This window comes from Acetobacter oeni (assembly GCF_011516825.1).
Lineage (GTDB): Bacteria > Pseudomonadota > Alphaproteobacteria > Acetobacterales > Acetobacteraceae > Acetobacter > Acetobacter oeni.
The window spans coordinates 15013-28428 of the sequence record NZ_WOTA01000005.1 but is presented as its reverse complement, the minus strand read 5'-3'; the positions used below and the strand labels follow the sequence as shown (position 1 = coordinate 28428).

Genomic DNA, 13416 nt, shown 5'->3' with positions numbered 1-13416 from the left:
GAAAAGACAGGAAGCTGATCGACTGCTTACGCCATCATGTCGGCCACACAGCGTGTCGATTTCATTTCCGGAAAGCGGATATCGCCTGAGCCGGTTTTCTTCTCAGTTACCAAGCCTCCGCGCGCGATAATGTTCCAGAAGCGGAGTGACTCCCTCGGACGAGAACGCGCCGTTCAAGCCTCGAGCCGCACCTTCGGCTGCCGTTGCGGCACGAGCAGAGATCTTCTCTTCACATCGGGTGACGGCCGTCCAGCCGCCGCCTGAGGTCAATGCCTCAGCAAGGTCAACCGCGTCGGTGAGTGCAAGATTGACGCCTTCACCTGAGAAGGGGGACATCAGATGTGCCGCATCCCCCAGCAACGTAAGACCTTCCCGACTTTTCCATCGGTACCCGACAGGTAACGCATAGAGCGGACGGACTCCGATGATTTCATCCGTTTCGATAATGTCCGTTAACATCGGGGCCCATCCTGCAAATGCCTTTTGCAGTGCCAGACGCACTTGTTCCGGGGACAAGGTCTGCCATTGCTTCGCTTCGTCCTCGGTCAGACGCAGGCCCGCATATCCACGGATGTGATTATGCCCGTTCCGCTGCGTGATCAGGGCGCAGTTGTCGCCAGCCGCAAACATCTTCCCGCTGCCGGTCAACCTGTCGATCGCAGGATGTCGCTCAACGTCGAAGCCCAGTTCGACCAGCGTGACACCTTCATAGACCGGTATGGCATCATCGAGCAGCCGTCGAACGTACGACCAGGCACCATCTGCACCTACGATCACATCGAAGTGTTCATCCCGTTCATCGCCAACTATTACAAAACCCTTGTCAGCAGAAGTGACCTTAGCAATGCGGCAGCCCCATCGGACCGTATCGGGCGAAAGGGAATCCAGAAGAATCCGGCGGAGCACCGTTCGATCGATTTCGGGCCGATTATCAGTCGGTTCATTACAATCGAACAGGAGCGTACCATCGATGTCATAGAGCCGGTCCCCCTGGTCCTCAGGCCGTGAGGCGGCGGCAAACTCGGTTTCAAGACCCGCCTGCTTCATCGCGCACTGACCGGTCTCGCTGTGCAGGTCGAGCGAGCCACCTTGAGGGCGCTCTTCGGGGTGGGTATCCCGCTCGAAAACGACGGGCGAAAGACCCCGCAGTTGCAATAATCGCGCCAGTATCAATCCGCCTGGGCCACCTCCGACAATCGCGATCCGGTCCATTGCCATGTTATGCCCCTTCAAATACATAGGTTCCTATATATATAAACATAGGAACCTATGCAATGAATTCAGATGAATGGGATCCCTTACGGCATCCAGGTCATTATTTCAGTCGTATTGCTCGAGGCCTCAGCCGTGTCGGCGATACGCGGCTGCGTGAACTGGGATTTGCCACTGCGCAACTACCGGTTCTGACAGCGCTCAAAGACGGTGCACAGCTATCACAGGCAGAGCTGGCTCGCTGGGCGAAGGTCGAGCAACCGACTATGGCGCAAATGCTCGCCCGGATGGAGCGCGACGGCCTGATCAGACGCATACCCGATCCGGGCGACAAGCGTTCAAGCCTGATATCACTGACAAAAAAGGCGCTTGAGCATTTGCCTGCTGGCCGCGCGATATTACGTCAAGGGAATGATGATATGACCAGGGGACTGACTCCCGAAGAGATCGACATACTTGTATCGTTGCTAAGGCGGGTATTAACCAATGTCGAGGCTCTGGAATAGCAGGGCTTCGTAGACATTCCGCTTACGCCTTCATCTCATTCACGGAACAGGAACAAGATTAACGTAGCTCACGGCAGCCAATGTTCTCACCATCGGTCCATGATGATCTGCTCCCGTCACAACGACAATCCTGTTGCCAGGGTAATTCTTCAAATGCTGAATAACGTTCATTGCCAAGTGTCGGTCTCGATCCGAATAAAACCTAGGCAATTCCGAATATTGCGTATTGCGCGTCAGTTTATCTAAAGCCGTATAGTAATCTGCACACACACGATCGTAGCGACCATCTGCAAGTTGAGCTGCGGTCGCAGTTTTTGCGATCTTCATCTGTTCCGTAGAAAGTTCATTTACCTTGGACAGTAGTTTTTTATCGCGAACCGTCTTACTCAAGACCTGATCGAATGATCGCTCCAGTGATTTGATTCTGCTGTGCTTTGCCCACCAGTCATCGGGGATGGGGCGGCCTGCAATTTCGTTACCTAACCAGTCAAAACCGAACGTATGTGAACTATATTGATGAGCCAGATGGACCATCTCTGTTGGATAATTATTGGTAAGATACCTATTATCAAATGTTAAATCTTCTTGGCGAATTTCCACCCCGACTTGGTCAGGCCGAAAGGTTGCGACAAGCCGATATATGTCCTCGTAGCTGTAATGACTGTTGGCTCTATGCAGATTATGGAGAACGGGAAGCACCATGACAGCCACGTTTTTTGTTAATGGCACGCTCCAGAGAGGTGAAGGGGTTCCAATAGCGAAAATTCCCCCAGCCAGGAGCCTTCTACTGAGTGCTCTGCGCATAATCTGATCCCTTACTGGGATTCGAGTATTACAAGCCTGCAAGTATATTTTAAAACTGGTTTTCTTAAAGTTAAATCTTGAAAGGTGACCTCCCGCTCTCCCGGCCTGTCTGGACTGTATCCGGACGCTTGCCTCAGACCATCTAATGCGCGAGGAAACTTTCATCGAGCCAGGTGCTCATCATCCTGGACGACCAGGCATCCGCCTGCGCGTCGTAACGGCACAGACCGGATGAAGTGGTTGCTTCCTTTTCGGTGAAGCAATGGACAGCGTGGCCGATGGCGAGAAACTGCCACGGGGCGGGGCTGCCGCGCATTTCAGCAAGAAAGCCGTCAAACTGGGGACTGGTCGTGGTGTCGTCCGCCCCGTTCATGACGAGAACACGCGCCCGGATCGCATGCGCCAGGGAGGGATCGTCCGTCGAGAGATTGCCATGGAACGCGACCACGGCGGCGATTTCCGCACCGGACCGAGCAAGATCAAGGACCGCCGCACCGCCGAAGCAATAGCCGATGGCGGCGAGACGGGTCGTGTCGATCGGTGCCTGCGCCACGAGAGACCTGAGCTGCGCCAGGGCAGAAGCAACACGGCGGCGCATCATAGGACGGTCAGCGAGAAGCGGGGACACAGCGGCGCGCGCTCCAGCGGTGTCCTTCGGACGGATCGTGGCGCCATACATGTCCGTCAGCAGTATCACGTAACGCTGCCCCGCGATGCCCTCGGCCTTGCGGATCGCATTCTCGTTGACGCCGAACCACGCGGGGACCATCAGAAGACCCGGCCGCCGCGCGGTCGTCGCGTCGTCATAGACGAGGACGCTGTCATAGCGCGCACCTTCGAATATCCACGAGACCGGCCTGGCGACCATGTGAGCGCTCGCGTGCCCGGCAATGAGAAACGGCCACGCAGCAATGGCGAGGAAGATGCAGCACAAGCGAATCATCGGCGTTTTTCATCCGGGGAGTAGAGATGCGAGAGGTAAGCCAGACTACCGCATAGGCTATTTCGCTCTCAACCACGACGAAGTGAAGCTGTCACGAAATCGGAATGACGAGCCAGAATGACCACTTTTTCAGTCTCGTTCCCAAAACCGGACCTTCTGTTTTCCCCCAAAGCAGACCAGTGTCCCCACAAAACATTCCGGAATTACAACAAAAACATCCATAACTCTCTGGAATCCGCCCTCGTCCCCAGGCGCGCCAACCCCCACCCGGAAAAATAAATCCCTCACATCCCCACCGGAGACAAACACGCTCCCAGGTCCTCCCGGGCAGGAGCCTCTCCCGTGCCATCCCGCCACCACTCTTACTTCACGTCAGCCCGATCCATGCCCCACACCAGCCCGTCCCACCCGCAGCCTGCCATCGAAACAATCCGTGACGCCGGACGAAAATACTCCCACCCCATCTGGAAAACTCAGCCCGAAAAACGCTCGCCGGCAGCGCCCCTAAACGGCTTTTTTCCGCGAAAGCCGCCATGCCACTACTGCGAAAAGAGTGGAGCCCACACTGGCGATCAGAGTCATACGCTGGGCGGGATCGATCACCATGCCCACGACAACAACCATGACCGCCCCCATGGTCAGATAGTTGGCCAGCGGAAAGAACGGAACGGAACTGAAAGCCCAGACCTCGCCGGAAGCCTCCATGCCGCGCCGCATCCGCAAATGCGCGACGACAATCAGCAGATAGATAAACAGAATGACAGCCCCGGTGGCACCCAGAAGGAACGCAAACACGGTTCCCGGTGCCAGCACGGAGGAAAAGGCCACGAAAAGACCAACGACACCGGAAAAAGCCACGGCCGCGCGAGGAGCGCCGGTCCGGGACGCACGCGCAAACGCCGCCGGCGCTTCGTTCTGCCGGGCAAGATTGCGCAGCGTCCGGGCCGTGACGAAAAGAGCGGAGTTCAGGCAGGAAATGACAGCGCTCAGAACGACAAGCCGCACGAGAAAAGCCGCACCCGGAACACCGATAACATCCATGGCCAGAACAAAGGGAGACTGACCGGGATAGATATCATCCCATGGCTTGATACAGAGAATAAGCAGGATCGAAGCTATGAAGAAAACCGTGATCCTGGTGCCGATGGTGCGTGTCACCCGGGCGAGGTTGCGGGGCGCGTCACTGGATTCCGCCGCGGCGACAGTCGCAATTTCAGACCCCATCATCGAGAACAGGACGGTCGGCAGAACAGCGGCAAGCGCACCGATGCCGTGCGGCAGAAAACCACCATGCCCGGTGAGCGTGACGAGCGGCGCGGGATGTCCGCCCAGCAAACCGGTAAGATAAAGACCACCAAGGGCGCAGAAGCCAGCGATGCAGGAGACTTTGACCAGAGAGAGCCAGAATTCAAACTCACCAAAGACACCGACAGCCGTGAGATTGACGAGAGCGACCAGAATGACAAGCGTCGTGGCCATGATCCAGACCGGAAGATGTATCCAGTCCTGGAGAAGAATGGCCCCGGCAATTGATTCGCTGCCCACCGTGACAACCCAGAATCCCCAGTACAGCCAGCCGGAAACGAAGCCGGCGCAGGAGCCGCATCCGGCACGGATATAATCGACAAAAGAGCCCAGCCCGGGGCGGGCGATAAGCATCTCGCCAAGTACCCGCATGACGGTAACAACAAGCGCTCCGGTGAACGCGAAGGTAAGAAGAACCCCCGGTCCGGCGCTGGCAATGGCAGCACTGCTGCCAACAAAGAGACCTGCGCCGATGACCCCCCCAAGGGCGATCATGGCAATGTGACGGGTTTTGAGCTGGCTGACGGAATCACGTGGAGGGCTGGCCGGAGCGGCGGATGACGGACTGGCTGGATACACGCTGCGGGAACCTCGCTGACCCTGTTCGTTGTGATCTGTCTTCGGGGCAGACTGCCGAAGGGGAAGGGCAGGCGCAACATGTTTCGCCAGCGAGACAGACAGCCTGATTCGCGCGGGATGGTCTGCATGGTTATAAAGCTGAAAGGATTGCAGGGCGGGAGACAGGCTGATGATACAGGAACCGACAGTCTTTATTGATGGAGAAGCCGGCACGACAGGGCTTGGGATACGTGAGCGTCTGTTGTCTCTGCCAGTGCGGATCCATTCGATCGACCCTGCGCGGCGCAAAGATCCCGAGGCACGGATGGAAGCGATGGCAGCCAGCGATCTGGTGGTGCTGTGCCTGCCGGACGATGCCTCGCGCGAGGCAGTCGGAATGGTTGGGCATATCGCCACATCCGGCGGCCGGGCACCGAAGATTCTTGATGCCAGCACAGCATTTCGAACCGCCCCCGACTGGGTTTACGGTTTCCCCGAACTGTCATCAGATCAGCCTGAACTCATTCGTAACGCCAGCCGTGTTTCCAATCCGGGATGTTATCCGACAGGAGCGATCGCTCTGCTGCGACCGCTTATCGATGCGGGCGTGCTTCCGGCGGACTTCCCGATTTCGATCAACGCAGTGAGTGGCTACACCGGTGGCGGCCGAAACATGATTGAGGCGCAGGAGCGGAACGGGGGACCACCGTTTCTGTTATATGGGCTGGGGCTCGGACATAAGCATATTCCGGAGATTACGGAACACACGCGTCTGACGCGGCAACCGATCTTCGTGCCTTCGGTAGGTCATTTTCCACGGGGAATGATTGTATCTGTTCCGCTGCACCTGGATCGTCTGAACCGGAAGGTGCATGCGGCAGAGCTGCGGCAGGTACTTGAGGAACATTATGTGACTTCGGGCTTTGTCAGTGTGTGCAAGGCAGAGCAGACACTGACGGCGGATGCTCTGGCCGGGTCAGACAGAATGGAACTCCGGGTCCATTCCGATGCGGATCAGCGGCATGTCGTTCTGACAGCAAGACTGGATAATCTCGGTAAAGGCGCATCCGGGGCGGCCATTCAGAATATTGCTCTTATGCTCGGAATTTCTCCTGAAGTGAGCATTCTGTGAGCCGGGTGTCCGATATGATCGGAGAAAAGATAAGATGCTGAAACTATACGTTTATGATCATTGTCCATTCTGCGTGAAAGCACGGATGATTTTCGGTCTCAGAGACATTGCTTACGAGCCGGTTATTCTTCTGAACGATGACGAAGCCACGCCAATCAGGATGATCGGTAAAAAGCTGTTGCCCATCCTTGAAGAAGACGGACGATTCATGGGTGAGAGCATGGATATCGTCACACGTATTGATGAGATGGACGGGGCGCCCGTGCTGACAGGGCCGGTTTCCCCGGAAATCGGGCCATGGCTGAATGGCAGTAGCGGACCACTTTACCGGCTGTTTCTGCCGCGTGCGGCATGTGCGCCGTTTCCGGAATTTGCCACGACAGCGGCACGAGCTTATTTCGTACGGAAGAAGGAACCGTCTGTTGGGCCATTCAGCGATCTGCTGGGTGATCGCTCAGATCTGATCGCGGCGCTGAACAGTCAGCTTCAGGTGCTGGCACCGCTGATCAGATCGCCGGAGGCTGTGAACGGGCTGTTATCGACAGATGACATTCATCTGTTTGCGCAGTTACACAGTCTGTCGCTTATTGCCGGAATTATTTATCCGCCGGCAGTTGATGCATACCGGCAGACGATGTCACGGATGTCGGGCGTACCGTTGCTGGATAATGATGCGGCCTGAGAGCGTTCCGGTTTTTCAGGCCGCATCCGGGAGAGGTGAAACCAGGACGTTTTCGATGATCGATTTCCGGCTGTCAGCGACAGCGCCCGGAATGCTGTCCATGACCCGCTGACCGGCAGCATGAAAGCGGGCAGGACCGAACATTTTCAGGACGTGAGCCCGGGCGGCGGTTCCGATGGCTTCAAGACGTTCAGGATTTCTCAGGGCTGTGACAAGTACATCTGCCAGAGCCTGAGGGTTTTCGGGCGGAACCTGCCAGCCTGTGACGTTATTTTTCACGGAATGGGAAAGTTCGCCAACGGATGAGGCAATGACCCCCAGACCGGCCTGCATGGCTTCGTGAGCGGCGATGCAAAATCCTTCACGCCGCGATGGCTGTATGTAGAGATGCTGACCTGCGAGGAAAGCCTGCGTGTTGCCGACAAAGCCCTCCAGTCGGATGCAGTTCAGGTTTGCTTCACTGATCCCGGACTGAAGGTTAGCTTCTTCTTTTCCTTTCCCGCCAATGGAAATTTTAAAATCCGGCAGTCCTTCCTGAGGTAGAAGACGCAGGGCGGCGCAGAGGATGTCGTAGCCTTTGGCGGTATGAAGCCGGCCGAGGGAACCAATCCGAATGGTTTCGCCCCGGCACCAGGGGCGGGCCTGGGCTGTTTCAGGAGAGGCTGAGAAAATCGGCCATGAACTGACCCGCTCGTCGGAGAGGTCAAGACGTTGTCGGGTCAGGTCGGCCACGAAAGCAGAATCAGCAATCCAGTGGCAGGAGAGGCGCCGCATCAGACGCAGCAGAATGCGGTTGTCCCATTTCAGCCAGGCATTGTGCTGCCAGCTTACCACCGGAATGCGATGACGCTGTCCGACGAGTTGTCCGAGCAGGGTGGCGCGAGTAAGCGAGGTCCAGATATGAGTGGGATCAAGGTCAGCGACCTCCTGGCTGAGCCAAGTGAAAGCGGCACGATGATCTTTTTCGCCGCCCTCCCGGGTCCGGACTTCGAAGCCTTCAGCAATAAACCAGCTTTCTGCCCGGCGATCCCGGGGGGTCAGAGCAAAAATGGTGACAGAGTGACCAGCGTCGCGGAGGAAAGAAACGACGGGCCTGAGGCCAGTTGCTGCGCCTCCTCCTTCAAGCGAATTAATTATGTAAGCGATGCGCATGGGCCGGGGCTCCGCCACCCTGTATCGACGTGGCTTTATTGTGACGTGCGTACACGAAAGGACGAGAGGAAATGGCAGCATGAAATATAAGGCGCCATCAGGAAATATCTGAGGGTGCATCTGTGCCTGTCGAGTATCGCGGCGGAATGATGGGGAAATAATGCATTTCGGCATCGAACTGTAACCCCGGCATAACATAACAAGTGACGCGGAGTGTTTGACTTGATTGCACAGGTCTCTTTCCCCGAAACGCCGTTGCTGATAGAAAGCATCCCGTTGCGAGAGTGGCGGAACGGTAGACGCAGTCGACTCAAAATCGACCGCCGCAAGGCATGGGGGTTCGAATCCCCCCTTTCGCACCAATCAGTCCCGGACAGGTTATGACATCCACTGTAGTTCCCGCTTCCTTTTCTCTTCGTAAGCCCGATATTCGTCCGGCGAACCCGAATTTCTCGTCCGGCCCTTGTGCCAAACGACCAGGGTGGACGATTGAAGTGCTCTCAGGAGCGTTGCTGGGTCGGTCGCATCGTTCGCCGGAAGGACGCGAGCGGCTGAAAGAAGTGATCGACCGATCGGCACGGGTACTGGAAATGCCAGAAAACTGGCGGCTTGGGATTGTTCCGGGATCGGATACCGGTGCGGTGGAAATGGCTCTGTGGTCCCTGCTTGGATCATGCCCTGTGGATGTTTTGGCGTTTGAAAGTTTTTCAGCGACATGGGCGAACGATATTACGGCGCAACTCGGGGTTGATGCCCGGGTTTTGACAGCAGATTACGGGCAGTTGCCGGATCTTGCTGCTGTGGACTGGTCGCGGGATGTAGTGTTGGCGTGGAACGGGACGACATCAGGTGTGCGGTTTCCGGATGATGCGGCCATTCCGACTGAACATGACGGACTGGTGATCTGCGACGCAACGTCAGCGGCGTTTGCGATGGATCTTCCGTGGGGGAAACTCGACGTTGTGACCTGGTCCTGGCAGAAGGCTCTGGGTGGCGAAGCGGCGCACGGGATGCTGGCATTGTCACCACGGGCGGTGGCGCGACTTGAATCGGGTCCGGCGCCGCGCCCGTTACCGAAAGTGTTTCGGCTGACTTCGAAAGAAAAGCTCATTGAAGGTATTTTTAAGGGTGACACGATCAACACGCCTTCGATGCTATGTGTTGAGGATGCGACTGATTCCCTGAAATGGGCTGAAAATGTGGGCGGTCTGGCAGCACTGAAGGCGCGGAGTCAGGCAAATCTTGCGGTGCTGACGAAATGGGAGGCCGCATCTGACTGGGCAACATTCCTGGCAGAGAATGCGGATATTCGTTCAGGTACATCAGTTTGTTTCCGGATTACGGCGCCATGGTTTGTGGCGCTGGAGCCCGACACGCGTATGAAGGCAGCGAAGCAAATTGCCAGGCTGCTGAACGATGAGGGCGTGGCGTTCGATATTGCGAGTTATCGTGATGCGCCACCGGGTTTACGGATCTGGTGCGGGGCGACGATCGAGGTGAGCGATGTGGAGGCGTTGCTGCCGTGGCTGGACTGGGCGGAGGCTGTGGTTCGGGCCGGGTTTACTGATTGAGAAATTGGCAGGCGTTAGCTTTCTCCGGATGGGAGCTCTTGCCGTCATCAAACGACCACAAGCAGAGAGGTGTGATGTGCGCTCCTCGTTTCGCTGTGATTATCTGTCAGAGAAGACAGGAGATCGGTTCATTGCTAATCAGTCGGCACCATTCTTCCCGCAGAATGGTATCTACTGCAGCCATGTCGGCGTCGATTCCAAGGTGGCGGAGACTTGTTACGCCGTAATCACTGATTCCGCAGGGGACGATACCTTCGAAAGCTGAAAGATCCGGATCGACGTTAAGCGAGATTCCGTGCCAGCTGACCCAGCGTGTGACTCTGACTCCGAGTGCGGCAATTTTAGCTTCGATGCCCGTGTGCGGATCAATGACCCAGACGCCGACACGACCATCGCGGCGTTCGCCTTTAACGTTGAAGCGAGCAAGAGTAGCAATGAGCCAGCCTTCGAGAAAGCACACATAGGCGCGGAGATCCCGGGCCGGGACCGGGCCGTGCTGGCGCTGAAGATCAAGCATCAGATAAGCCACGCGCTGACCGGGTCCGTGATAAGTCCACTGGCCGCCACGTCCGGCCGGATATGTGGGGTAACTACGTGGATTGAAGAGATCGGCTTCTTTTGCCGATGTGCCTGCAGTGAAGAGAGATGGGTGTTCAAGGAGCCAGATTCGCTCTTCAGCATTCTCGCAGCGAATATTATGAACGGTTTTTTCCATCCGGGCGATAGCAACCGGATAGGGGATAAGCTTACCGGATCGCTCCCACAAGAGCGGTTTCCCACCGCCATTCACTTCCTCCCGTAAGACCGGAATAAAATCTTCTTCGCGAATCGTTTGTTCTGCCGTTGCAGCCTGGTCAGTCATAGGTTATACGCCCCTCCACTCCTCCGGTATCACTTAGTTAGTGCCGGTTGTCACGGGCGGCCGTGGCGGAATGGTAGACGCGCAAGCTTGAGGTGCTTGTGGGGGAAACCCTGTGGAAGTTCGAGTCTTCTCGGCCGCACCAGTGATTTTTTCAGAATAAAATCTAATATTTAGAGTAGCAGTCTGTGATGCGGGCGGGGCCGGGATGTCCTGACTGCAGATCAGATCGACGTGATCAACATTATGTCGCGCATTTGCTGCGTTTTTAACGTCCTTCAGCACTAGAATGAATGGTTAAGACCGATCTACAGTCGCGTATCCGCTCGGGGTGCGCGCTGACCGCGTGCTCTGTCTGCCGCATCATGGATGAAGGTATCATTTCGTGACAAAGCCTTTACGTAAAGCCGTCCTGCCTGTTGCCGGGCTGGGCACCCGGTTTCTTCCCGCCACAAAGGCCATGCCGAAGGAAATGCTGCCCGTCGTAGATAAGCCTCTGATACAGTACGCTGTTGACGAAGCTCGCGCGGCAGGAATCGAGGAAATTTGCCTGATTACGGGCCGCGGCAAAGATTCTCTGATTGATTATTTCGATGTTGCTTTCGAGCTTGAACATACACTGCGGGCACGGAACAAGATTGAGGCGCTTAAGGCACTGGAGCCCAGCAGCATTGAAGCGGGTTCGCTCGTTGCGGTCCGTCAGCAGGAGCCTATGGGGCTGGGACACGCGATCTGGTGCGCCCGCAGCTTTATCGGCGACGATCCGTTCGCCATTTTGCTGCCTGATGACATCGTTCAGTCCGGTGTTCCATGCCTGAAGCAGCTTGCTGATGCTTATTATGAAACGGGTGGCAGTGTGGTTGCGGTTGAGGAGGTGCCTCGGGAGCAGACAAACCGCTACGGAATCCTGAAACCTGGCAAGGACGATGGTAAGCTCGTCGAGATCACAGGGCTGGTTGAGAAACCGAAGCCCGAAGATGCGCCTTCAAACCTGTCCATCATCGGACGTTACGTGCTGACTCCTGAGATCATGCCGTTCCTGGCGCTGCTTGAAAAAGGAGCTGGTGGCGAAGTTCAGCTTACAGATGCGATGGCAAAGACAATCGGAAAAACGCCATTCCATGGTTTGCGTTATGAAGGCAAGCGGTTCGATTGCGGCAACAAGATCGGTTTCCTTGAGGCGCAAATTGCCTTTGCGCTGGAGCGACCTGAACTTGCCGGAGATGTCCGTACGTTTCTTAAGAAATATAACGGAGCGGCAGCATGAGTTTTAAACATACATTCGAACCGACGAGTCTCCGTGAATATGACATCCGCGGTATCGTCGGGAAGACACTGACTGTTGAGGATGCCTATGCGATCGGGCGCACTTTTGCCAGTATTGTGATCGGGAATGGCGGTAAGACCGTTGTAATCGGCTATGATGGGCGCTTGTCGTCACCCTCTCTTGAAGAGGCGCTCGTAAACGGGGCAGTGGCTTCCGGTGCAGATGTGATTCGCATCGGACGCGGGCCAACGCCGATGCTGTATTTTGGATCCGTTACGCTGAAAGCAGACGGGGCCATTATGGTCACAGGTAGCCATAATCCGGCGAATTATAACGGATTTAAGATGATGCTGGCCGGTAAGCCATTCTTTGGTGAGCAGATCAAGCATCTGGGGCATCTGTCACATACCGGTGAAGTCGTTCCTGAAGCGAAAGGTACGGTCAGGACCATCGATATCAAAGAGCAGTATATTACCCGACTGCTCAAGGACTACGATGGTGGTGATCGTAAGCTGAAAGTTGTCTGGGATAATGGCAACAGTGTTGCCGGTGACATTCTGAAGGATCTGCTGGTCAGACTGCCAGGTGAACACATTGTTCTGAACGGTGAGGTCGACGGAAATTTCCCGGCGCATCACCCTGATCCTACGGTAGCCAGTAATCTGACACAGCTGATTGACGCTGTGAAAAAAGATAAGGCTGATCTGGGGATTGCTTTTGACGGTGATGCGGATCGTATCGGTCTGATTGACGACAAAGGCGAAATTCTCTGGGGCGATCAAATCCTGGTTCTGCTGGCTCGTGATGTGTTAAAGCAGCATCCCGGTGGTACGATCATTGCCGATGTCAAAGCCAGCCAGGTGTTGTTTGACGAGGTGAAAAAGGCTGGTGGTGAGCCACTGATGTGGCGTACGGGACATTCGCTGATTAAGTCGAAAATGGCTGAGACGAAGTCGCCACTTGCTGGTGAAATGTCCGGGCACATCTTCTTTGCCGATAAATGGTATGGTTTTGATGATGCGATCTACGCAGCGATCCGCGTGCTCGGGATTGTCGCACGGATGGATAAGCCGCTGTCTTCATTCCGGGAGGCGCTTCCTGCGACGATTTCTACACCGGAGATCCGCTTTGATTGCGACGATCATCGTAAGTTCAAGGTGATTGAGGAAGTCGCGGAACGGCTTCGCAAAGATGGCGCGAATGTCTCCGAGATCGATGGTGTTCGCGTGAACACGCCAGACGGCTGGTGGCTGCTGCGTGCATCCAATACTCAGGCTGTGCTTGTGGCTCGCGCTGAAGGCAAGAGCGCGCAGGGACTGGAGAATCTGAAACAGGCGCTGACTGTTCAGCTTGAGAAGTCCGGGCTTGAGAAGCCTGATTTTTCAGGTGAGAATGCCGGTCACTGAGTGATCCGTGGAAACGGGA

12 protein-coding genes and 2 tRNA genes are annotated in these 13416 nt (G+C 56.0%); 8 read left to right on the top strand and 6 right to left on the bottom strand.

Translation table 11 applies throughout. The annotated features are described in order from the left end of the window. Positions 1-102: 102 nt before the first annotated feature. Entirely contained in the window at positions 103-1218 is a 1116-nt protein-coding gene (locus GOB90_RS04760) for an FAD-dependent oxidoreductase (RefSeq protein ID WP_146886554.1), read from the bottom strand. Between the two features lie 56 nt (positions 1219-1274). On the opposite strand from GOB90_RS04760, the gene GOB90_RS04755 reads away from it, so the two are divergent. After that, positions 1275-1718 (top strand): MarR family winged helix-turn-helix transcriptional regulator, encoded by a 444-nt coding sequence (locus GOB90_RS04755; protein WP_146886551.1) that lies wholly within the window; start codon positions 1275-1277, stop codon positions 1716-1718. A gap of 39 nt (positions 1719-1757) precedes the next feature. Here GOB90_RS04755 and GOB90_RS04750 read toward each other — a convergent pair whose 3' ends face one another. The 3 genes from GOB90_RS04750 to GOB90_RS04740 form a co-directional block, all read right to left on the bottom strand. Further along, positions 1758-2522 (bottom strand): hypothetical protein, encoded by a 765-nt coding sequence (locus GOB90_RS04750; RefSeq protein WP_146886549.1) that lies wholly within the window; start codon positions 2520-2522, stop codon positions 1758-1760. 142 nt (positions 2523-2664) lie between these two features. After that, entirely contained in the window at positions 2665-3465 is an 801-nt protein-coding gene (locus GOB90_RS04745) for a dienelactone hydrolase family protein (protein ID WP_146886547.1), read from the bottom strand. A 504-nt stretch (positions 3466-3969) separates the two neighbouring features. Further along, a complete protein-coding gene (locus tag GOB90_RS04740) occupies positions 3970-5349 on the bottom strand; it encodes an amino acid permease (protein WP_261765926.1) in 1380 nt (459 codons plus the stop codon). Positions 5350-5518: 169 nt separating this feature from the next. Between GOB90_RS04740 and argC the strand changes: the two genes are divergently transcribed. After that, positions 5519-6460: an N-acetyl-gamma-glutamyl-phosphate reductase gene (gene argC, locus GOB90_RS04735; RefSeq protein WP_146886545.1), complete on the top strand. Its 942-nt coding sequence runs from the start codon at positions 5519-5521 to the stop codon at positions 6458-6460. Positions 6461-6494: 34 nt separating this feature from the next. Beyond that, the gene (gene grxB / locus GOB90_RS04730) at positions 6495-7142 is read left to right on the top strand and encodes a glutaredoxin 2 (RefSeq protein ID WP_146886543.1); all 648 of its coding nucleotides are present in this window, start codon (positions 6495-6497) and stop codon (positions 7140-7142) included. A gap of 15 nt (positions 7143-7157) precedes the next feature. Here the strand turns inward: grxB and GOB90_RS04725 are convergent, their stop codons facing one another. Further along, positions 7158-8294, bottom strand: coding sequence for a glycosyltransferase family 4 protein (locus GOB90_RS04725; protein ID WP_146886541.1), 1137 nt, complete (start codon positions 8292-8294; stop codon positions 7158-7160). A gap of 278 nt (positions 8295-8572) precedes the next feature. Here GOB90_RS04725 and GOB90_RS04720 point away from each other — a divergent pair. Together GOB90_RS04720 and GOB90_RS04715 are read left to right on the top strand one after the other, a co-directional pair. After that, positions 8573-8656, top strand: a tRNA-Leu gene (locus tag GOB90_RS04720). Positions 8657-8674: 18 nt separating this feature from the next. Beyond that, a complete protein-coding gene (locus tag GOB90_RS04715; protein WP_146886539.1) occupies positions 8675-9865 on the top strand; it encodes a phosphoserine transaminase in 1191 nt (396 codons plus the stop codon). Between the two features lie 106 nt (positions 9866-9971). Here GOB90_RS04715 and lipB read toward each other — a convergent pair whose 3' ends face one another. After that, positions 9972-10727: a lipoyl(octanoyl) transferase LipB gene (gene lipB / locus GOB90_RS04710; RefSeq protein WP_146886537.1), complete on the bottom strand. Its 756-nt coding sequence runs from the start codon at positions 10725-10727 to the stop codon at positions 9972-9974. Between the two features lie 56 nt (positions 10728-10783). On the opposite strand from lipB, the gene GOB90_RS04705 reads away from it, so the two are divergent. The 3 genes from GOB90_RS04705 to pgmG all read left to right on the top strand — a co-directional run bounded on the left by GOB90_RS04705 (position 10784) and on the right by pgmG (position 13397). Beyond that, a tRNA-Leu gene (locus tag GOB90_RS04705) sits at positions 10784-10869 on the top strand. Positions 10870-11109: 240 nt separating this feature from the next. Beyond that, positions 11110-11991 carry a UTP--glucose-1-phosphate uridylyltransferase GalU gene (gene galU / locus GOB90_RS04700; protein ID WP_146886535.1) on the top strand — a complete coding sequence of 294 codons (882 nt, stop codon included), beginning with the start codon at positions 11110-11112 and terminating at the stop codon, positions 11989-11991. Beyond that, on the top strand, positions 11988-13397 hold the full coding sequence (gene pgmG / locus GOB90_RS04695) for a phosphoglucomutase/phosphomannomutase PgmG (protein WP_146886533.1): 1410 nt from the start codon (positions 11988-11990) through the stop codon (positions 13395-13397). Before galU ends, pgmG begins: the two co-directional genes overlap by 4 nt. Positions 13398-13416 lie beyond the last annotated feature (19 nt).

What these genes read in the sequence shown, in the direction of transcription:
- GOB90_RS04715 (WP_146886539.1), top strand. Translation starts at nt 8,675, where the DNA reads ATGACATCCACTGTAGTTCCCGCTTCCTTTTCTCTTCGTAAGCCCGAT.
- GOB90_RS04750 (WP_146886549.1), bottom strand. Translation starts at nt 2,522, where the DNA reads ATGCGCAGAGCACTCAGTAGAAGGCTCCTGGCTGGGGGAATTTTCGCT.
- GOB90_RS04745 (WP_146886547.1), bottom strand. Translation starts at nt 3,465, where the DNA reads ATGATTCGCTTGTGCTGCATCTTCCTCGCCATTGCTGCGTGGCCGTTT.
- argC (WP_146886545.1), top strand. Translation starts at nt 5,519, where the DNA reads ATGATACAGGAACCGACAGTCTTTATTGATGGAGAAGCCGGCACGACA.
- GOB90_RS04760 (WP_146886554.1), bottom strand. Translation starts at nt 1,218, where the DNA reads ATGGCAATGGACCGGATCGCGATTGTCGGAGGTGGCCCAGGCGGATTG.
- GOB90_RS04755 (WP_146886551.1), top strand. Translation starts at nt 1,275, where the DNA reads ATGAATTCAGATGAATGGGATCCCTTACGGCATCCAGGTCATTATTTC.
- grxB (WP_146886543.1), top strand. Translation starts at nt 6,495, where the DNA reads ATGCTGAAACTATACGTTTATGATCATTGTCCATTCTGCGTGAAAGCA.
- GOB90_RS04725 (WP_146886541.1), bottom strand. Translation starts at nt 8,294, where the DNA reads ATGCGCATCGCTTACATAATTAATTCGCTTGAAGGAGGAGGCGCAGCA.
- lipB (WP_146886537.1), bottom strand. Translation starts at nt 10,727, where the DNA reads ATGACTGACCAGGCTGCAACGGCAGAACAAACGATTCGCGAAGAAGAT.
- pgmG (WP_146886533.1), top strand. Translation starts at nt 11,988, where the DNA reads ATGAGTTTTAAACATACATTCGAACCGACGAGTCTCCGTGAATATGAC.